Annotated in this window: 20 protein-coding genes; 7 read left to right on the top strand and 13 right to left on the bottom strand. The window is 34.2% G+C overall.

Going from position 1 to position 20,696, the window contains the following annotated elements:
* Positions 1–9: 9 nt before the first annotated feature.
* Entirely contained in the window at positions 10–747 is a 738-nt protein-coding gene (locus tag FC86_RS01330) for an amino acid ABC transporter ATP-binding protein (protein ID WP_056974308.1), read from the bottom strand.
* 205 nt (positions 748–952) lie between these two features.
* Positions 953–1,660, bottom strand: coding sequence for a C40 family peptidase (locus FC86_RS01325; RefSeq protein ID WP_056974234.1), 708 nt, complete (start codon positions 1,658–1,660; stop codon positions 953–955).
* 195 nt (positions 1,661–1,855) lie between these two features.
* Here FC86_RS01325 and FC86_RS01320 point away from each other — a divergent pair, with 195 nt between their 5' ends.
* Positions 1,856–2,062 (top strand): DUF2187 family protein, encoded by a 207-nt coding sequence (locus FC86_RS01320; protein ID WP_056974233.1) that lies wholly within the window; start codon positions 1,856–1,858, stop codon positions 2,060–2,062.
* A gap of 33 nt (positions 2,063–2,095) precedes the next feature.
* On the opposite strand, the gene FC86_RS06665 is transcribed toward FC86_RS01320, so the two are convergent.
* From FC86_RS06665 to FC86_RS01305, 3 genes are all read right to left on the bottom strand, one after another.
* A complete protein-coding gene (locus tag FC86_RS06665; RefSeq protein ID WP_236692274.1) occupies positions 2,096–2,710 on the bottom strand; it encodes a hypothetical protein in 615 nt (204 codons plus the stop codon).
* 116 nt (positions 2,711–2,826) lie between these two features.
* Positions 2,827–4,143, bottom strand: coding sequence for a branched-chain amino acid transport system II carrier protein (gene brnQ / locus FC86_RS01310; protein ID WP_056974232.1), 1,317 nt, complete (start codon positions 4,141–4,143; stop codon positions 2,827–2,829).
* An 18-nt stretch (positions 4,144–4,161) separates the two neighbouring features.
* Positions 4,162–5,130 (bottom strand): hypothetical protein, encoded by a 969-nt coding sequence (locus FC86_RS01305; RefSeq protein WP_056974231.1) that lies wholly within the window; start codon positions 5,128–5,130, stop codon positions 4,162–4,164.
* A gap of 450 nt (positions 5,131–5,580) precedes the next feature.
* Here FC86_RS01305 and nrdH point away from each other — a divergent pair, with 450 nt between their 5' ends.
* The 4 genes from nrdH to nrdF are packed head-to-tail and all read left to right on the top strand — an operon-like array spanning position 5,581 to position 9,352.
* Entirely contained in the window at positions 5,581–5,814 is a 234-nt protein-coding gene (gene nrdH / locus FC86_RS01300; RefSeq protein WP_056974230.1) for a glutaredoxin-like protein NrdH, read from the top strand.
* Positions 5,811–6,179 carry a class Ib ribonucleoside-diphosphate reductase assembly flavoprotein NrdI gene (gene nrdI, locus FC86_RS01295; RefSeq protein WP_056974229.1) on the top strand — a complete coding sequence of 123 codons (369 nt, stop codon included), beginning with the start codon at positions 5,811–5,813 and terminating at the stop codon, positions 6,177–6,179. Before nrdH ends, nrdI begins: the two co-directional genes overlap by 4 nt.
* A complete protein-coding gene (nrdE, locus tag FC86_RS01290) occupies positions 6,169–8,334 on the top strand; it encodes a class 1b ribonucleoside-diphosphate reductase subunit alpha (protein ID WP_056974228.1) in 2,166 nt (721 codons plus the stop codon). Before nrdI ends, nrdE begins: the two co-directional genes overlap by 11 nt.
* A gap of 37 nt (positions 8,335–8,371) precedes the next feature.
* Positions 8,372–9,352 carry a class 1b ribonucleoside-diphosphate reductase subunit beta gene (nrdF, locus tag FC86_RS01285; RefSeq protein WP_056974227.1) on the top strand — a complete coding sequence of 327 codons (981 nt, stop codon included), beginning with the start codon at positions 8,372–8,374 and terminating at the stop codon, positions 9,350–9,352.
* Between the two features lie 20 nt (positions 9,353–9,372).
* On the opposite strand, the gene FC86_RS01280 is transcribed toward nrdF, so the two are convergent.
* The 8 genes from FC86_RS01280 to FC86_RS01245 all read right to left on the bottom strand — a co-directional run bounded on the left by FC86_RS01280 (position 9,373) and on the right by FC86_RS01245 (position 17,019).
* Positions 9,373–10,740: a glycosyltransferase family protein gene (locus FC86_RS01280; protein WP_338033309.1), complete on the bottom strand. Its 1,368-nt coding sequence runs from the start codon at positions 10,738–10,740 to the stop codon at positions 9,373–9,375.
* A gap of 236 nt (positions 10,741–10,976) precedes the next feature.
* Positions 10,977–11,345: a DUF1634 domain-containing protein gene (locus tag FC86_RS01275; protein ID WP_056974225.1), complete on the bottom strand. Its 369-nt coding sequence runs from the start codon at positions 11,343–11,345 to the stop codon at positions 10,977–10,979.
* Between the two features lies 1 nt (position 11,346).
* Positions 11,347–12,189, bottom strand: a complete 843-nt coding sequence (locus tag FC86_RS01270) for a sulfite exporter TauE/SafE family protein (protein WP_056974224.1) — start codon at positions 12,187–12,189, stop codon at positions 11,347–11,349.
* Positions 12,186–12,725: a hypothetical protein gene (locus FC86_RS01265; RefSeq protein WP_156403316.1), complete on the bottom strand. Its 540-nt coding sequence runs from the start codon at positions 12,723–12,725 to the stop codon at positions 12,186–12,188. The genes FC86_RS01270 and FC86_RS01265 overlap by 4 nt, the downstream gene beginning before the upstream one ends.
* A gap of 190 nt (positions 12,726–12,915) precedes the next feature.
* Entirely contained in the window at positions 12,916–13,629 is a 714-nt protein-coding gene (gene deoD / locus FC86_RS01260) for a purine-nucleoside phosphorylase (RefSeq protein ID WP_056974222.1), read from the bottom strand.
* A 17-nt stretch (positions 13,630–13,646) separates the two neighbouring features.
* A complete protein-coding gene (locus tag FC86_RS01255) occupies positions 13,647–14,840 on the bottom strand; it encodes a phosphopentomutase (protein ID WP_056974221.1) in 1,194 nt (397 codons plus the stop codon).
* A gap of 127 nt (positions 14,841–14,967) precedes the next feature.
* Complete coding sequence (locus FC86_RS01250; protein WP_056974220.1) at positions 14,968–16,284, bottom strand: MFS transporter; 1,317 nt, start codon at positions 16,282–16,284, stop codon at positions 14,968–14,970.
* A 234-nt stretch (positions 16,285–16,518) separates the two neighbouring features.
* Positions 16,519–17,019: a GNAT family N-acetyltransferase gene (locus FC86_RS01245; protein WP_056974219.1), complete on the bottom strand. Its 501-nt coding sequence runs from the start codon at positions 17,017–17,019 to the stop codon at positions 16,519–16,521.
* 119 nt (positions 17,020–17,138) lie between these two features.
* On the opposite strand from FC86_RS01245, the gene FC86_RS01240 reads away from it, so the two are divergent.
* On the top strand, positions 17,139–18,854 hold the full coding sequence (locus FC86_RS01240; RefSeq protein ID WP_056974218.1) for an ABC transporter ATP-binding protein: 1,716 nt from the start codon (positions 17,139–17,141) through the stop codon (positions 18,852–18,854).
* 18 nt (positions 18,855–18,872) lie between these two features.
* Entirely contained in the window at positions 18,873–20,657 is a 1,785-nt protein-coding gene (locus tag FC86_RS01235; protein ID WP_056974217.1) for an ABC transporter ATP-binding protein, read from the top strand.
* Positions 20,658–20,696 lie beyond the last annotated feature (39 nt).

Below are 20,696 nucleotides of genomic sequence, written 5' to 3'. Positions count from 1 at the left end.
TTCACACTCCTAATGACCGATAACTTTACTTAAAAATTGTTGTGCACGTGGTTCTTTAGGTTTCTTGAAAAATGCTTTAGGATCGTTTGAATCTTCAAGGATTTGGCCACTATCCATAAAAATTATTCTATCACCAACTTCTCGAGCAAATCCCATTTCATGAGTAACTACCACCATTGTCATATCTTGACCTGCCACTTCTTTCATGACATTAAGTACATCCCCAATCATTTCAGGATCAAGCGCGCTTGTCGGTTCATCAAACAAGATTGCTTTGGGTTTCATTGCAAGTGAACGCGCAATCGCAATTCTTTGTTGCTGACCACCAGATAATTGTGATGGGTATTTATTAGCTTGATCTTTCAATCCTACCATTTCAAGCAATTTCATAGCATTTTGCTCTGCTTGTTTAGTATTTTCTTTTAGCACAATTCTAGGTGCTAGCGTTATATTTTCCAATATTGTCTTATTGGCATATAAATTAAAGTGTTGAAATACCATTCCAACATCTTTTCTCAACTTATTAATGTCAACTTTTGGATTAGATAAATCATGGTCATCAACAATTAATTGACCTTCATTAATTTCTTCAAGACCATTCATTGTTCTAAGTAATGTGCTTTTTCCAGACCCAGAAGGCCCAATAATAGAAACAATCTGTCCTTGGTTAATATCTAAATTGATATCTTTTAATGCTTTGAACTCTCCGTATGATTTTCCAACATTTTTGAAGCTAATCAATGACATTTGCGACATCCCTTTCTAACTTCTAACTAAAGCCAATATTAATATTGGCTTAAATTGTAATCTTCCTCACATCATTATACTATAAATTATTAATATTTACATAATCTTACATAATCATTCAATTTCAGCATAAAAAAAAAAGACCACAGCAGCGGTCTTTTTAAAACTTTTATAAACATTAAATTTAAATTATATACTGACAATATTAAAGTACACGTACACCAAATGAAGGCATGAAGTATGATGAGATTGTTGAGGTTTTAACACCTTCACCAGGTTGAGGCGCGTGGATGTATTGACCATTTCCAATATATAAACCAACGTGATATGAGTTACCTTGGCTTCCCCAGAATACTAAATCTCCGGCTTGTAATTGAGATACTGAGACTTTACGTCCAGCTGATTCTTGAGCGACTGTATAGCCACCAATTTGACGACCAGTTGCTTGAGCAAATACATATTGCATTAAACCTGAACAGTCAAATCCTGCAGGTGTTTTTCCACCCCATACATAAGGGATTCCACCTTGAGATTGAGCCATGTTAATAACTGATTGTATTTGACTTGAAGCAGCTTGAGAAACAGCACCTGCATCAACAACATATTGTCCTTTAACCCATTGGTTATTTCCCAAATCATACCACAAGTTACCTTGGTAATCATAAGCCTTGTTAGTTACTTTCCACTGTGAACCATGTGCTAATGTTTGACCGGTTACGTCTCCACCTTGATAACCACTCCAAACGGCTACAGAGTATCCAGAAACGTAGTTAATTTGAACAGTTTGGTTAACTTCAGCAGCTTGAACCTGTTGGTTAGCATTATTGTCCATATTGTTTACAGCTGCTACTCCGGCAATTCCAAGAAATGCTGCTGATGTAATTGTTGATAGTCGTTTAGTAAAATTTTTCAAAAGTGAATCCTCCGATAATTATTTTTAAATTTAATGTTTGATTTCTTAATCGATGAATTTATTATATCTAAAGAATGTTTCAGTTATGTTACAGAGATAATCCGATAGTATTACAATTATTAATCATTGAAATTACAGCTTGAGTTTATTATCTTATATAGTATGTGTTAAACTTCATAAAAAGGATGGATAAATATGGATAAAGAAAAACTAGCCGTTGGCCAAAAAGTTAAAGCAAAAGTTGAAGAAGACTTAAAACAACCTTTTTCAGGTACTATTGAAAAAATTTATGAAAACTCAGTTTTGCTTACGATTACTGATAATGAAAAAGAAGATGACAACAACGTTATCGAATTAAACAAAAAAATAATCGTTAACTTAAAAAACATCAAATTAAAATAAAAAGACTAGCCTTTAAAGGCTAGTCTTTTTATTTTAATAAATAACTTGAACATTAGCGTATAAGATCCCGGCTGATGGAATAGCATAGTTTGGCATAGCAACATCCAATTGACGAGGATTACCATAAGCAAATCCGCCTGTATCATTTACAGTACGATACCAAACAGTACCGTCAGATAATGTTATTTTTAATTTAGTTCCCTTAGGAAAAACTGACAAGTTAGCTGCTACACCACTGTAGCCCATGTTTGACCCCAAAACTTTTGGATCATAAAAACTTAGCTTGAATGTTCCTTGATTTGAAGCTTGTTCAGCCGCTTGAGATATCGCAGCAGCATTTTGTGTATAACGGCTATCAATCCATTGATTTGCACCTAAATCATACCAAAGATTACCTGTTGTATCAGTTGCTGTATTAACAATTTTCCATGTTGTTCCATGGTTTAGATATTGTCCAGTGAATGAACCTTCAATATAGCCATTCCAAACAGCTATGCCGTAACCAGGAACATAATTAATAGCAACATCTTCACCCTTTGTTGCAGCTTGTACTTCATCCGATTGCGTTGGTTTTGCAATAATAATCAATGCAACAGCAATCAAACTTGCTAAAATTACTTTTATTGTTTTATTGTTTAAATTTTTCAAGGAAATTCCTCCGAAATAATTGTTTTTGTTTTAAATAACAGAAACCATTGTAACGAAAAAATGTAACAAACAGGTTACAAACCCCCCTTTAAACAATTACAATTGTGTAACAATCGCTAAGTTTTCGATTTTTTCACACGAAGAAAAGCAATGAAATAACCTAAAATAGCTGGTAATAACCAGCCAAAACCCATTGATCCAAGCGGAATACGTTGATTAACAAAGTCGAATTGACTACCAGGATTTGCTGCTGCCAAAACGTTGCAAATAATCGGCAATATCGCAAACGCAACGGAAAATCGATAATACACTGATTGATCACCAAATTTTGGTGAAACAAACATAATTAGAATTAAAATAAAAACAACAGGATAAACAAAGTTCAATAAGTAGTTGGAATACATCAAAATAAAATCCAAGCCAAACATTGCTATTGCAAATGACAAGATGGCACTAAATTTATTGAAATAACCTGACTTTATTCTAGGATAAATCTCGCTCAACCCCTGTTCAAAAGAAGACATCAAGCCAATTGCAGTTTTTAAAGTTGCAGAAATCACAATGACCATCAATAAAAGTCCACCTGCATCCCCTAGGTAATGATGAACGACCTTGACCAAAATTGGACTACCATTTGTCATCGGGTCCATAATAGTCAAGCTGGTTGCACCCAAATAAACTAATCCAAAATAAACAGATGTAATCAAAACTACTGCTACTAGACTACTTTTCAGACTTTCTACAGCCAACTGCTTGGCGTCATTTATCCCGAGACTTTGATAGGCTTTAATAATAATAAATCCAAAAATAACAGAAACCAATGCATCCATTGTGTTGTAACCATCTAAAAATCCTTGAAGTATCGGGCTAGTCTGATAAGTTACATTAAGCGGTTGGGTCGGACTCCCCATTTTAAAAATAAAAACTAATCCAAAAACAATGGTTAGTGTCACTAACAAAAGCGGTGTAAATACTTTACCTACAATACTAACAATGTTACGCGAGTCTTGACTTAATCGATACACAATTACAAAATACCCTGCTGTATATATTGCCATTGCAAGAAAGTAATATTGTTCAGGTATAAAACTGCCTAATCCCATTTTAAACGATACGCTAGCTAACCTGGGTAATAAAATTAACGGTCCAATCACCAAATAAAGTAGCGTCCCAAATAATTTGCCGGGAATAGGCGCTAATTTGGTCATTAATTTTTTAAAATGGTACGTTTGACTGAGGCACAAACTCGCAATTCCTATTAAAATAAATCCGCAATCTGATAAGATAAATCCTAAAAAGGCTTGTGGATAATTTGCTTGTGCTTGTTGGCCTAAAAAAACAGGGAATATTAAATTCCCTGCTCCAAAAAAAAGACCAAAAGTCATTAATCCAATCAACAAAGTTTGCTGAATTGTCACTTTTTTTGTGTTCATTTTTTATCCTCTAATAATTTATTGAATAATTGGCAGCTTATCTCCTGCATAAAAAACAGATGTAATGAAATGCCCATATAACGGCATTACAATTTGCATTTTTTGATCTTTTTCAGTTAAATCACCAACTTGATTAATAGTTAAAGTTTGACTGTAGTCTGTATGATTTTCAATCTTTTGAGATTGAATAGTTACACTAAACTTGTTGGTAATATCTTCATTATCCTGATTATAAACCTTAAAATTCAAAGCTTCGATATTTTCACTAGATGCATTAAACTTATAAGTGAATGATTTCTCTTTTGATATTTCCGTACGATTCAATTCAACATTTTTATGCTTAGTTAATTGACTATCTAAAAGTGCCTTTTTCGAGGCCATCATATATTGTGGGTTATCAAATCGATAATTAATCGTTTTTCCTGCGTTTTTCTTTAAAAATTCAGAGTCATTGATTAACTGTTCTTTATCAAAGTTAGTCCCTGTCAAAACTCGCACTAGTCCCTGATTGCGATAATTCCAATCAGTATTGAAGTTAGTCCCATTATAGGTTAACTTTTGACCTTCTGAATCTTCCAAAATTAAAGTAGCATCGTCTGAAAATGAGTCAATATAAAAAGGCGTTTTTATTTCTAAAATATGTCCTGCCGAAATATCTGAAGGAATGGTTAGTTGCCCTGCACTGTGTTGATAAAGCATACCACCTTCTTGCGAGGTGTAAGCCATTGGATCAGTATGATTTTTTGTTTTATCAAAATATAAATCAGGCTGTAAAGATTCTTGTCCTAACTTAGTTAAGTGATATGTTAAATTTTCTCCTGACTTCAAGCTATCATTAATTTTAGCTTTTGTGTACATCTCACTAATTACGGTTTTCTTCTGGTGAGCAGCTACGTAACGAGCCCCTTTGTACGCTCCAAACATAACTACTAGTATAATCACTAGTAAAGATAGTGCCTTTAACAAGGATACCAAGAATTTTTTCATATATTATAAACTCCCTCAATTTAACAATCACTTAGAATTATAAAATAGATAACAAACTAAAGTCTAGCTATTATCGACTTTAATCCCACATTATTTATTAACATCTTTTTTGAAACAGTATAAACAGGTTGACATTTAGCAAAAATTTTACTTAAATTTATTATTGTGGCTCAATACAAAAGTCATTATTTTACAGATGCAATTAATCCAAAAAAATTCCAAACTCCACAAATATGGGAGGATTACGATTTCTTATCTGTCAACCTTTTTTTATTCAATTTATCGCTTGACTTTAAGCAACAATCATCGCACAATCTACATCATGAGGTATTGAGTTACCTTGGCCCCCACAATATATTGTGGGGTCTTTAATTTTTAAAATACACTTTCAAATGGCCATTACTGTCTCATTATAATGGGCATTTAATAATTTCTAGGGGGATTTTTATCATGACAGAATCAATCATGTACACAAAAAATAACTGTATGCAATGCAAAATGATGAAACGTTTACTTGCTCAAAAAGGAATCGAGTTCAAAGAAGTTAATGTTGATGAAGATGCAACAGCATTGGAAGAACTTAAAGCACAAGGATACCGCAGTGTTCCTGTTTTCTTTTCACCAGATCAAGACCCTATTATTGGTTTTGCGCCTAATAAAGTAAAAGACTTGGTTTTATCATGAAACTAGTTTTTTACACATTGACAGGTCAAACGAGAAGATTCATGAAAAAACTCGATCTGCCATCTTATGAAATCAGCGATGAAGATCCCTTTCATGAAATGAATGAACCTTTTATTTTAATTGTACCGTCATATGAACTAGAACTTGTCGAAAGTATTCTTGAGTTCTTAGATTATGGCTCTAATTCTGAAAACTTAGTTGGTGTCGCTGGTGGTGGTAACAAGAACTTCAACCACCTTTATCTTCACACGGCTAAGAAAATTTCAGAACACTATGACGTTCCTATTATTTTTGATTTTGAATTTAATGGCACTAACAAAGATGTCGCAGAATTCAAGAAAGTTGTGAAAGAATATGAGTCTTAAAGATTTAAATATCAGTGATATTTCATACTTTGTTTTAAACAATGAAGTGAATCGTCCTGTAGACAATCAAATCCCACTTAATAAAGATAAAGAAGCTCTCAAAGCTTTCTTCCATGAAAACGTAATTCCTAACGTTAAACAATTTAATAATTTAAAAGACAAATTGGACTTTTTAATTGAACATGACTACATTGAGGCTGAGTTTTTAGAACAATATTCTCAAGAATTTCTAAATAAACTTCATAAAAGAATGGAAGATAAAAACTTTCGTTTCAAATCATTTATGGCAGCTTACAAGTTTTATAATCAATACGCTTTAAAAACTAATGATGGTGCTTATTATCTTGAGACCTTCATCGACAGGGTCTTTTTTAATGCTCTTTATTACGCAAATGGTGATGAGCAATTAGCTGAAGCACTTGCTGATGAAATGGTTAGTCAGCGTTATCAACCTGCTACACCTAGCTTTTTAAATGCTGGTAAAAAACGCCGTGGTGAATTTGTTTCCTGTTTTCTAATCCAAATGACTGATGACATGAACAGTATTGGTCGTGGAATTAACTCCGCACTTCAACTATCACGAATTGGTGGAGGTGTTGGAATAGCACTATCTAACTTGCGTGAATCTGGTGCTCCAATTAAAGGAATAGAAGGCGCTTCTAGTGGTGTAATCCCCGTTATGAAGTTACTTGAAGATTCATTTTCTTATTCAAACCAATTAGGACAACGCCAAGGTGCGGGTGCGGTTTATCTAAACGTTTTTCACCCAGATATCATTCAATTCCTATCAGCTAAAAAAGAAAATGCTGATGAAAAGATTCGTGTTAAAACACTTTCACTAGGTGTTGTGGTTCCTGATAAATACTACGAACTTGTTCGGACTAACCAAGATATGTATTTGTTCAGTCCCTATGACGTTGAACGTATTTATGGCGAGCCTTTCTCATATGTTGATATTACAAAAGAATATGACAATATGGTTCAAAATGACGAGATTCGTAAGTACAAAATCAATGCTCGTGAGCTTGAAAATGAAATTTCAAAGCTTCAACAAGAATCCGGTTATCCTTACATCTTAAATGTTGACACTGCTAACCGTGAAAATCCTATTGACGGTAAAATCATCATGAGTAACTTGTGTTCTGAAATTCAACAAGTTCAAACTCCCGCTATCTTAAATGACAAACAAGAGTTTGAACAAATGGGAACAGATATCAGCTGTAACTTGGGATCAACAAACATTGGCAACTTAATGACTAGTCCTGATTTTGGTAAATCAGTTAAAACAATGACTCGTGCGTTGACCTATATTTCAGATACATCAAATATTGAAGCTGTTCCAACAGTCGCTAAAGGTAATGAACTAAGCCATTCAATTGGACTTGGTGCTATGGGATTACACTCATTCTTGGCAAAAGAACATATTCATTATGGCTCAAAAGAAGCACTTGAATTTGTAGATACTTACTTTATGCTACTCAACTATTGGACTTTAGCTGAAAGTAATCAAATTGCTCGTGAAAGAAAGCAAACTTTCCACAATTTTGAAAAATCAACTTACGCAACTGGTGAATACTTTGATAAGTACCTTACTCAAAGTTTTGCGCCAAAGTCAAAACGTGTTAAACAACTATTTGATGGTATCATGGTGCCATCACAACAAGATTGGCAAGACTTGAAGGAAGCAATTCAACAAGACGGCCTTTACAATGCTTACCGTTTAGCAATTGCACCTACAGGGTCAATTTCTTACATCAATGACACAAGTGCAAGCCTTCATCCAATTACCCGTCTGATTGAAGAACGTACAGAAAAGAAAAATGGTAAATTATACTTCCCTGCACCTCACTTAGACAATGAAACTATCAACTACTACACATCAGCTTATGATACCGACATGCGTAAAGTTATTGATACTTATGCCGTTGCTCAACAACATATCGATCAAGGTATGAGTTTAACATTATTCCTACGTTCAACAATTCCTGAAGGATTGTATGAATGGAAAGAAGAAGAAGAACAAACAACTCGTGACTTGAGTATCTTACGTAACTATGCCTACTACAAAGGTATCAAATCTATTTATTACGTTCGCACCTTCACTGATGACTCACAAGAAGTTGGTTCTAACGAATGTGAAAGTTGTAGTATTTAGAAATAAAAGTCTAAAAACCCCCTATGGAGATGATATTTTGGAAAAAGTAGATAATTATTATAAAGCAATAAACTGGAACGAAATCGAAGATACTATTGATAAAGCAACATGGGAAAAACTAACTGAACAATTCTGGTTAGACACACGTATCCCATTATCTAACGACTTAGATGACTGGCGCACTCTAAAGCCTGAAGAAAAGACAGTTGTTGGGCATGTTTTTGGTGGCTTAACTTTACTTGATACGCTTCAGTCTCAAGATGGTATGGCTAAACTTAAAGAAAATGTCCGTACTCAAAAAGAAGAAGCTGTTTTAAATAACATTCAATTTATGGAATCTGTTCATGCTAAAAGTTATTCTTCAATCTTTAGTACTTTGAACACTAATGAAGAAATTAAAGAAATCTTCAATTGGACAGACCACAACGAATACTTACAGAAAAAAGCAAAATACATTAATGATATCTATCAAGATGGCTCACCTCTTCAAAAGAAAGTGGCTAGTGTTTTTCTTGAAACTTTCTTATTCTACTCTGGATTCTACACACCACTTTACTACTTGGGTAACAACAAGTTAGCTAATGTGGCTGAAATCATTAAGTTGATTATCCGTGATGAATCCGTTCATGGAACTTACATTGGTTACAAATTCCAACTTGGATTTAACGAATTAAGTGAAAAAGAGCAAGAAGAAATGCAAGACTGGATGTACGATTTATTGTACAAACTTTATGAAAACGAAACACTTTATACACAAGATCTTTATGATGAAATTGGCTGGACAGAAGATGTTATGACCTTCCTTCGTTACAATGCTAATAAAGCTTTGATGAACTTAGGTCAAAACCCGCTATTTCCTGATACAGATGAAGATGTTAATCCGATTGTTATGAATGGATTATCAACAGGAACTTCAAACCATGACTTCTTCTCACAAGTTGGTAACGGTTACCTATTAGGTCACGTTTCTGCTATGAGAGATAATGATTACAACATTGGTTTAGATAATAATAAATAAGCAAAATAAAAACATACTCATTATTTTTGAGTATGTTTTTTTGTTTTATTTTTAAAATCATTAAGTAAAAATCCTGCTAGAAGAAAATAATAAGGTAAAAATTGAATCACGTATCGACCTCTTCCAGATTCAAATAACGATAAAAAGATAAAACCACCTAGCACAGTCAGAGCAAGCCAATCTGTCGACAGCGATGAGGTTTGCTTTCTAAAAAAGTTGATAACCGAACAAGTTACGATAATCCAAAGAACTAACCACATCACTTGTGATAACCACTTAGTAACAGCCGTTTTTGACCCTTGACCATACAAAAATTTTCGCAAATTATTTTTTTCACTGTTAGTTTTTGAAGGGACATCATTAACGACTTTTCCGCCACCCTCTTCATACCATCCCAGTGTTCCATCATTGAAAGTAATGGCATTTTTATATTTCAAAAAATCGACGTACCTATCCAATCCTCTATCATTCACTCTTTGAACAAATTTATCCAGATTTCTTCGTGAACGCTCACTGTAGCTATCAAATGAACGTGTGAAGTCTTGATCAGGCTGATTCCACCATCCTTTTTCAGAAGCTCCTATAGCTAGGTAGTGCGTCATAGGTGTCGCTAAGGTGCTCTCATATGTCACTATAGTTTGAATCTGATTAATTTTTCTCATGCCATAAAATCCTGCTAAAAGTCCAAATACTAAATATCCAAGTAATTCGACTTTAAAGATGTTAAAACGATTTGTCTTAATCATATTAATCCCACTAGCAATCAAAAAAGCTATAAAAAAGATTACTGAAGAAGCTTTAGTATAGTAACTAATTGATGCCGTAAAACCGGCTACGACTACTAGCAATGCACAAAAAGTTTTTTGACTTTGGTAATGCTTCGCTAATAAAAGTAGCACAATTGTTAATAGTGCTGGCAGTAATGATAACGTATCTGAATACGGAATAACTGATAACGGTGAAAAAGTGAAATATATTGAAAACAATCCAACCGAAAATAGGGCTGCTATTGATGAAAGTAAATTTTTAGCAATGTAGGCAAATAACAAACTTGAGATAAGAATGACAATCATATTCATTCTATCAAGCGCTAACCAACTTAATTGTCTGCCAAATAATGCTTCTATAGTATTAGTTAATTGATACATATACATCGTTATCATGTTATTGGGATTATAAGAAAAATAGTTAGGATAAACATCACCATTTCCAGTTATCCACTTAAAAATGGTCCACGGATCCCATCCTTCTATGTCTAACGCTACTTCATGTATCAAAAATAATTGCCATACAAAAGCAATACCAGTTATCCCAAAAACAATACACCAATACTTCTTAGTCGTTATTTTAGTATGTCTAATTTTTATCGCAAGTAAAAATATCCCCATTAAAAAAATTACCAAAAATAAGGACAATATCATCGTTATTTTCCCCGGGTAGGGCAAACTCTGAAATTGCACCACTATTTTTGGTAAAAAGTTAGCAATATAAATAAGCATAATTAATAAAATAAAAAATCTAATACTACGATATAATCGTGGCAAGATTAATCCCCCCCTAATAATAGTTATGAAATACTCCCCATAATATTATTAAAAACCTCTTAGGATAATTTGTCACGATTTTATTTACCTAGATAACCAACAACCATTGAAATAATTAAAATGACTAGCACAATTGATGTTATCCACATATATAAATAATCCGATTCTTTAAAAAAGGCGTAGATTGAAATCACTACTCGTAATACAGGTGTTAAAATCAATAATAAGATTCCTAAAGCCATAATCGCATAAGGTTTTAATGCAATGGAGCCCATAAAAACCTCAGATAAACTGGCTGGCATATTGTTACCTGCATAACCACTATTACCTTGAAGTAGCAATAACAAAACACCAAACGCCATCACAACCGCCGCAATAATGACACCTGCTCTTAAAATCTTACCGATTAAAAGTTCAACATCTTGCATTTCTTTTTGCTTGTCGTTCATCTTACATCACCCCGAATCCTTTAAGTGCCATTTGAATTCCCATGTATAAAATAATTGGAATGAAAATCATTCTAATTACTTTCGGCTTCAAATGAACCATGATGCGAGAACCTATCATGGCCCCTAGCAAAATACCCAATGCAAGCGGTGCTGCAATATCAAATCTCATAGACCCATTGAAAAAGTAAACGGTCGCACTGGCTGCTGCTGTAACCCCCATCATTAAGTTACTTGTAGCCGTTGATGGCTTCAGCGGCATTTTCATGATGGTATCCATAGCAATCACTTTAAAAGCACCACTACCAATTCCAAGTAAGCCACTGGCAAATCCAGCACCTGTCATCATGGCGAACCCACCGGGTATATTTTTAACAGCATATGAAATTTGTTTTTGAGATTGATGATCATAATATCGACCATTCAATTTTAGCTTTTTAGACCACTTATCATCTTCGTTTTGAACAACGTTTTTTTGTTTATTACGCAATTTACGATACATATTATAGGCTGAATAAACCAACAATAACCCAAATAGAACAGACAACAGACTTGAAGGCACAAGTCCAGTTAAAACCGCTCCAATAATAGCACCCGTTGTCGTTGCTAACTCTAGAAACATCGCTACACGAAGATTTAATAAATCATCTTTTAAATAAGCAACGCTGGCTCCTGAACTTGTTGCAATTACAGCAATAATGCTTGCACCAATGGCATACTTAATATCTAGTCCCAAACCAACCGTTAAAAATGGTGTGATAATCATTCCACCACCAATTCCTAGAATTGAGCCCAAAGTTCCAGCGACAATTCCAACTAGCATCATCAACAAAACTTGTGTAATCATTTTTTAGCCTTCTTTGTTGTTTTTTTAGTTGATTTTTCAGTCTTTTTTTTCGTTTCTTTTTTAGATTCTGACTTTTTAGGTTCTTCAACTTGATAATCTTTAACTAATTGCATTTTTTCTTCAACCCAACTAATCATCTGACTTTCAAAACTTTGCTCATCAGAAATAACGTCATCAGCTGTTGCTAATTGATCAATTCTAAATCCTGACTTGTTTAAAAAATCTGAACTAGCTGTCAAATATACTGCAACTTCACGGTTGTCTTCTTCCGTCATAATTTTAGTGACCTTATCGATATTCTCATATGGCAAATTAACAATTCCTGTCTCAACTCCCACAGTTAGAGGTCTCCGTCCTTCTAAATGAAGTTGATGTTGTGCCATATAACCTGAGTTAAGACTTTCTGTAACTGCCATCAGCGTTTCGTGCACAAATTTTTTGAGTTTTGTTTTGTTTAATTCACTACGTTTCATTGTAGTTAATTGTTTTTGATATTTATCTTCTTTTATCAATTCGACAAAATTTAATACGTTCATTTCCAATTGAACAACCCTACTTTATTTGTATTATTAATAAGTTGTGCATCCCTGACACCAAAACAACTTATCGCAATATTCACAATACCCTACGACTATCAGATATGCAAATTTTGTTTGTAAATTTTGGCAATAGCTAGTTAAATAAAAAAAGACCATTATCAAAATAATGGTCTTTTTTTATTGCTAATTATGAAGCTTGAATAGCTGTTTCAAGTGCAAGTTCTACCATTTTACCAAAACCTTCTTGGCGTTCATCCGAACTCGTTTGTTCACCTGTAATTAAGTGGTCACTTACTGTCAAAATACCTAAAGCACGACAATTATATTTTGCAGCTAACATATACAATGCTGGAATTTCCATTTCAAGACATAATAAGTTGTATTCACGTAATTTGTCTTTGTTCATTTCATCATTGTAAAAACGGTCTTCACCAAATGTATTCCCGACATGGTAAGTTAGCCCTTCTTCTTCAGCTAATTCAACAGATTTACGTAGTAAGCCAAAATCTGAAATAGGTGCATAGAAAATACCATCACCAAAAGTGGTACGAATAATGTTTGAATCTGTACTTGCTGCTTGTGAAATCACAATATCACGCACTTTAACTTCTTCACGAATAGAACCAGTTGTTCCCACACGAATTAAGGTTTTAACGCCGTAATCACGCATTAATTCGTTTGCGTAAATACTCATTGAAGGCATCCCCATTCCTGTTGCTTGAACAGAAATTTCAACGCCCTTGTAAGTTCCTGTATAACCAAATGTATTACGAACGCTATTGTAAAGTTTTGCATCTTCTAAAAAGTTTTCTGCGATAAATTTAGCACGCAATGGATCTCCTGGTAGAAGTACAATTGATGCAATTTCGCCTTTTTCAGCTTGAATATGTGGTGTTGCCATAAGTTTAGTCCTCCGTATTATTTTAATTGATTTAAAAAGCTTGTGCCGTGTTCTGTTCCTTTAACTTCAAAATTATCTAAAATAGTCTGTCCTAAATCAGAGAAAGTTTGACGTGTACCAAGATCTTGACTTCCTATTAGTGATGGACTATAAGCAAGCAGTGGTACAAATTCACGTGTATGATCAGTTCCTTTAAAACCTGGGTCATTACCATGGTCTGCTGTAATCATCAATAAGTCATCTTCTTTAAGCAATGGTAATAACTCACCTAGACGGCGGTCAAAGTCCATTAGTGCATCCCCATAACCTTGAATATTTCGACGATGACCATACATCGCATCAAAATCAACGAGATTAGCAAATAAAAAGCCTCTAAATTCACGGTCACTCAGTTCGATTACCTTGTCCATACCATCCCTATTACTTGTTGTATGAAACCCCTCAGTAATGCCTTGACCACTAAAGATATCTTCTGTTTTACCGACTGCAATTACTTCATATCCTGCTTCTTTTAGACGATCTAAATCTGTTGGCTTTTCAGGTAGCAACGCATAATCATGACGATCACTGGTTCGTTCAAAATTATCTTTATTTGTACCAACGTAAGGACGTGCAATGACTCGACCAATACGGTAAGGCGCATCAATTGTGATTGAACGCACATATCGACAAAGATCATGTAATTCTTCAAGTGGCATCACTGCCGTGTTTGCCGCAATTTGTAGAACAGAATCACCTGATGTATAGACAATCAAGTCACCTGTTTCGAGTTGGTGTTCCCCATACTTTTCAATGACTTCTGTTCCTGAATAAGGTTTATTTACAATAACTTTGCGTCCACTATAATCCTCAATTTTTTTGATTAAAGCATCATCAAATCCATCAGGGAAAAATCCAAGTGGTTCAGTCACTGGTAAACCCATCATTTCAAAGTGCCCATCCATACTATCTTTTCCAACAGAAATTTCTTGCATTTTACCAAAACTCGCAAGTGGACTTGGAGCAATTGGGACATTAGTAATTGGATTTTCAGGTCTAATGTTTGATAATCCTAATTTTTGCAAATTTTTTAGTTCAAAGTGACCTTGATAGCCACTTCCGATATGACCTAAAGTATCGGCACCTTCATCGTCATATTTTTGTGCATCGAGTGCTTGTCCGATTCCAACGGAATCAAGCACAATAACAAAAACACGTCTAAACTGAGTCATGTCTTGGCCTCCAATTTTTTAAACTCATTTCATAAAATGTTCGCTTTTTATCACAAACATTTTTGAATACACGTTTATTTTACCAAAAAAACGACCATTTTGCCTGTTTTTTGATTAAATATCCGAATTATTTAACAAAAAATAGAGCAATTAGTAAACCTATTGCTGCGATAGCAATAGCTATCGTAAAAGACAATAAATGACTTAAAGCCAATAAAGTCATCAATATTGTCATACCAAGTGCTGCCGCAATTTCTCTTATTGTTGAAAAAACAGCATTACCATCGACTGTATAATCTTTATTCAAATTTTCCATAGCGTGGGGTAATGATGGAATTAAAACCAATCCTAACCCGCCAATTCTAATCATGTAAAAGATTGTAATAGCTACTAATGATAATGATTCAATCATTAAGTAAGGTAATGTTCCTAAAATCAAAATTGAAAATCCAACGATTGCCAACTTTTTATAACCAAATTTTTGGTATAACCGCCCTGAAAACGGACTAATAACACCCAGTAATAATGATCCAGGTAATAAAATCAACCCTGTCGTTAAGGCATCTAAATTATTCATTTGTTGTAAATATAATGGAATAACCAGTTCAACACCTAGTAATGAGAAGTTACAAATAGACGCTAGTAACATTGGAAGTGTAAATGTTCTATCCTTAAGTACGCGCAAATTCATTAAATAATTTCTGATGGTTAATTGTCTAAGACAAAATACACCCAAAATAACAATTCCCAGCACTAGCATAGATAAAGTCATCATATCTACTTGATGATGTTCGCCCATCAATGACAATGATGACAGTAACAACCCAAATCCTAGTGTTGAATAAGCCAGTGATTGAAAGTCTAGTTTTCTTTCTTCATGTGGACTAATATCAAAAATTAATTTAAGCCCCAAGCTAAATAAGACTAAACTCAAAATGAAGACTATCAAAAACAAACTTCTAAATGAAGTGTAGTGTAGAACAAATCCTGATAGCACTGGCCCAATGGCTGGTCCAATTGCAATAATCATTCCGACTAATCCAAAAATAAAGGGTCTACGACTCTTTTCATAAATCACTAACACGACATTTTGAACCAATGGCATTAAAGTTCCTGCAACAACTGCTTGTAAGACCCTTCCTAACAGCAATATATAAAAATTAGGCGAAACCAAACAAATTAAAGAACCTATGGCAAATAACCCCATCATGGCCACATAAATTACTCGCGTAGAGAAATTATAAAAAATAAATGCCGAAGTCGGTATCATCAGTCCTAACACCAAAATATAAAGAGAGCTCAGCCAATGAACGACTGAAGCTGACACATCGAATGTTTGCATCACAGCAAACAACGCATTATTTAAAAATGTTTCCGTTATTAAAGCGATTAGTAAACTGGTTAAGAATAACCCCATCATACTATTTTTTTGAAAATCACTCATGATTACATCTCCTTTATAATTGAATAAAAAAAATCACCTAACGTTAAAAACGTTAGGTGATTAAAGTGAAGCATCTTATAAAATAAAATGTGTAAAGCAGTTCACATCTGCTTTACAACTCCGCGCTTCCCGCGCTGTGATTGAACACTAGGTGTCTTCTAAGCTTGAAATGTACATTGCTGTACTTTTTCGACTCATCGCATAAATATATTATAATCTATTTTAATCGACTTTTCAAATTTTCTTACCAAAAATATCTACGCTGACAATATTTTCTTTAATCATCGCGATGTCTGGATATTGACCGTAGTGTTTGTAGCCATTTTTTTTAAATAACTTCTTGCTGGGATGATTATGTGAAAATATCAATGCCACAATATTGCGATACCCTAATTGTTGAGCTTGATTTTCACTAAAAGTAATTGCTTTTGTTGCCAATCCTTGCCCTTGAAATTTTTCATCGATATAAATACTGATTTCAACGCTGATATCATATACCATGCGATCATACATTTTAGATAGACTTACCCACCCCATAACTTGATTTTGCAAATCAGTCATGAGCCACAAAGGATGTTGGCTATTTAAATGTCCTTCAAACCATTCCTCTTTTTCATCAACAGTTACAACTTCAACATCAGGTGCCGCTTTTAATGTTAGAACACCTTGATTATAGATTCTAATAACTTCAGCTAAATCTTTTTTTTGCGCTAATTTAAAGCTAGTTTTAACCACTAAAAACCCCCCTAAACTTCTTACGACAAATTACTTGCATCTAATTTTAAATAAGTGGTAAAGTCTTCTATATATACTTATTAACCCATAAATTAATAATATTTAGGAGGAAACTTTTTATGAAGACTTTAATACCTTTTTTAAAACGGTATAACAAAGATATCTTCTTTGCAAGTCTTGGTGTCATCATTGTTGCATTTGCAACACTTTGGCAACCTCACTTGCTTCAAGATATGATTAGTGCCATCATTTCCAGCGATCGCTCTAATGTTGTCAACTTAGGGATGCAATTAATTGCACTTGCAATTATTGGTATCATAGCAGGTGTATTTAACACTTACTTCGCTGCTAAAGTAGCACAAGGTGTAGCGGCAGATATGCGTGAAGCTACTTATCGTAAGATTCAAAGCTTTTCACTTTCAAACATTGAAGAGTTATCATCAGCTAACTTAGTTGTGAGAATGACTAATGACATTAACCAAGTGCAACTAATTGTCATGAACTTTTTGCAACAAATTATGCGTGTGCCTATTTTATTTGTTGGGGCATTTATTTTAGCTGTTATGACACTTCCACAACTATGGTGGATGATCATCGTCATGATGATTGCTATCATTTTAGTTTGTGCTTTCTCATTTTCTAAAATGGGAAAATACTTTGGCAAAATTCAAACTTACATTGAAAACAATAACCGCTTAGCTCGTGAGAACTTGATGGGAATGCGTGTTGTTAAATCATTTGTGCAAGAAGACAGCCAATTCAAGACATTTAGTAAGTCATCTGATGACATGACTGGTTTAACAATTGTTATTGGTAACCTATTTTCAATTTTGATTCCTTCATTCTTCTTAATCGGGAACTTAGCAGTTGCTGCTTCAATCTTTTTAATTGGTGATATTATCAATACTAATCCAGCTATGCTAGCTTCTATCAATGCATTTACCCAGTATTTAATGCAAATCTTATTTGCTATCATCACAGCTGGATTAATGATGACCACTTCTTCTCGTGCATTTGTTTCTTTGAAACGTCTACAAGAAATTTTTGAAACAAAACCTGGTTTACAATTTCCAGACGTTGCCCCTGAAAAACTTAGTGGATCAGTTGAATTTGATCATGTTTCCTTCACTTACCCTGGGGATGACGAACCTACCATCAAAGATGTTAGCTTCTCAGCTAAACCTGGTGAACAAGTTGGAATTGTTGGTGCGACCGGTTCTGGTAAATCAACACTGGCTCAATTGATTCCACGTCTTTACGATCCACAAGAAGGAACCGTTAAAGTCGGTGGCAAAAACATTAAAGATGTTAACCAAAAATCGCTTCAAGGAACTATTTCTTTTGTATTACAACGTTCTACGTTATTTTCTGGAACCATTGCAGAAAATTTACGTCAGGGTAATGAAAATGCCACTTTAGAAGATATGAAGTGGGCTGCAAATATTGCACAGGCTTCTGAATTTATTGAAAAACTTGACGGTAAGTATGATGCAAAAGTAGAAGAACGTAGTGCAAACTTTTCGGGTGGACAAAAACAACGTCTATCAATTACACGTGGTGTTATCTCTCACCCTGAAATTTTAATTCTTGATGACTCAACTAGTGCTTTAGATGCCCAATCTGAAAAAAGAGTTCAAGAAGGTCTTGATCGTGATTTAAATGGGACAACAACATTTATTATTTCAGAAAAAATTTCTTCAATTATTCATGCTAACAAGATTATTGTATTAGACCATGGTCAGATTGTTGGAATTGGCACCCACGACGATTTAGTTAAAAATAATAATTATTATCAAGAAATTTATAACACACAAATTGCAAAAGAAGATAAATAGTGAGGAGGAAATACCTTTATGAAAGATTTAAAAGGTGCCGCAAAGTTTTATGCGCATTACCTTAGTCCCTTTAAATGGATTATGGCTGTAGTTATTTTATTAACTATTGTTGCCACTTATTTACAAGTTAACGCTCCTATCTACATGGGACAAGCTATTACTAACTTGACTAATTATTTACAAGAATGGATGAATCCAGCCACCCGTGCTGGTGCAAATTTAAACGCCTTCCACTCGGCTTTACTAATGATGGTTTTATTCTATGTTGGATATGCTATTTCAATGTTTGCCAGCACACTACTCATTTCGCAAGTATCCGGACGCGGTGCTGGTAACATGAGAACTGGTCTGTTTGGTAAAATGCAAAAAATGAGAATTAATTACTTTGATTCTCACTCAGACGGTGATATGTTATCACTTTACACATCAGACTTAGATAATATTTTTAATGCAATGAATCAAGCGTTGTTTGAAATTTTTTCTTCCGTCGCTTTGTTCATCGGAATGATTTGGATTATGTTTACTCGTGATGCCACACTCGCTTGGGTAACAATTGCTTCTACACCGGTTGCTATTATTTTAGCTGCCGTTGTCATTTTGAAGGCTCAAAAGAATGTCAATGCCCAACAAGATGCAGTTGGTAAATTAAATGGGTACGTAAACGAACAAATTGCAGGTCAAAAGGTTATTATTACAAATGGTCTTCAAAAAGATTCAATCGCAAAATTCACAAACTATAATGACAACGAAGTAAGGCCTAAATCATTCCAAGGACAGTTTTGGTCAAGTGTCTTATATCCATTAATGAATGGTTTTGCTTTACTTAACACGGCACTTGTTACATTTGTTGGTTCCTGGCTAGTCCTCAGTGGTAATATGTCTGTTGCTTCTGGTTTAGGGCTAGTTGTGGTATTTGTTCAATATGCCTCACAATATTACCAACCCATCATCACAATGACTTCACTTTATAACATGATTCAACTAGCTATCACTGGTGCACGTCGTATTAATGAAGTTTTAGAACAGCCTGACGAAGTTCGACCACAAAATGGTAAGACTTTTAATGGTGTAAACGATAACGTAAAAATCGATGATGTTCACTTTAGTTACGTTGAAGGAAAAGAAGTTTTACATGGCATTACAATCGAAGCCAAGCGTGGTGAAATGGTTGCATTAGTTGGTCCTACAGGCTCAGGTAAAACAACGGTTATGAACTTGATGAACCGATTTTATGATGTTGATTCAGGAGCCATCACAATTGATGGCGTTGACATTCGTGAAATGGATCTTGAAAACTTACGTCAAAATGTTGGGATTGTTTTGCAAGATCCACAACTGTTCTCTGGAACAATTGCTGATAACATTAAGTTTGGTAAACCAGATGCTACTCATGAAGAGGTTGTTGATGCTGCTAAACAAGCAAATATCCATGACTTTATTGAAGGTCTTGAAAATGGCTATGAAACTAAAATTAGTGATGACAATTCAGTCTTTTCTGCTGGTCAAAAACAACTAATTTCAATTGCTAGAACAATTATCACAAATCCAAAAATATTGATTCTTGATGAAGCAACATCAAACGTCGATACTGTTACTGAAGCTAAAATTCAAGCAGCTATGGATAACGTCATTGAAGGCCGTACAAGTTTTGTTATTGCTCACCGTTTGAAAACAATTCTCAATGCTCACAAAATTTCTGTTCTTAGAAATGGAAATATCATCGAGTTAGGGTCTCATGAAGAACTACTTAAAGAAAATGGTTTTTACAGTGAACTTTATCATAACCAAATGGTTTTTGAATAAATCACAAATAAAAAAGCTGACGATAAATTCGTCAGCTTT

Origin of the sequence: Holzapfeliella floricola DSM 23037 = JCM 16512 (genome assembly GCF_001436605.1) — a bacterium.
In the GTDB taxonomy this organism is placed as follows: domain Bacteria; phylum Bacillota; class Bacilli; order Lactobacillales; family Lactobacillaceae; genus Holzapfeliella; species Holzapfeliella floricola.
This window is presented reverse-complemented; position numbering and strand designations above follow the sequence as displayed.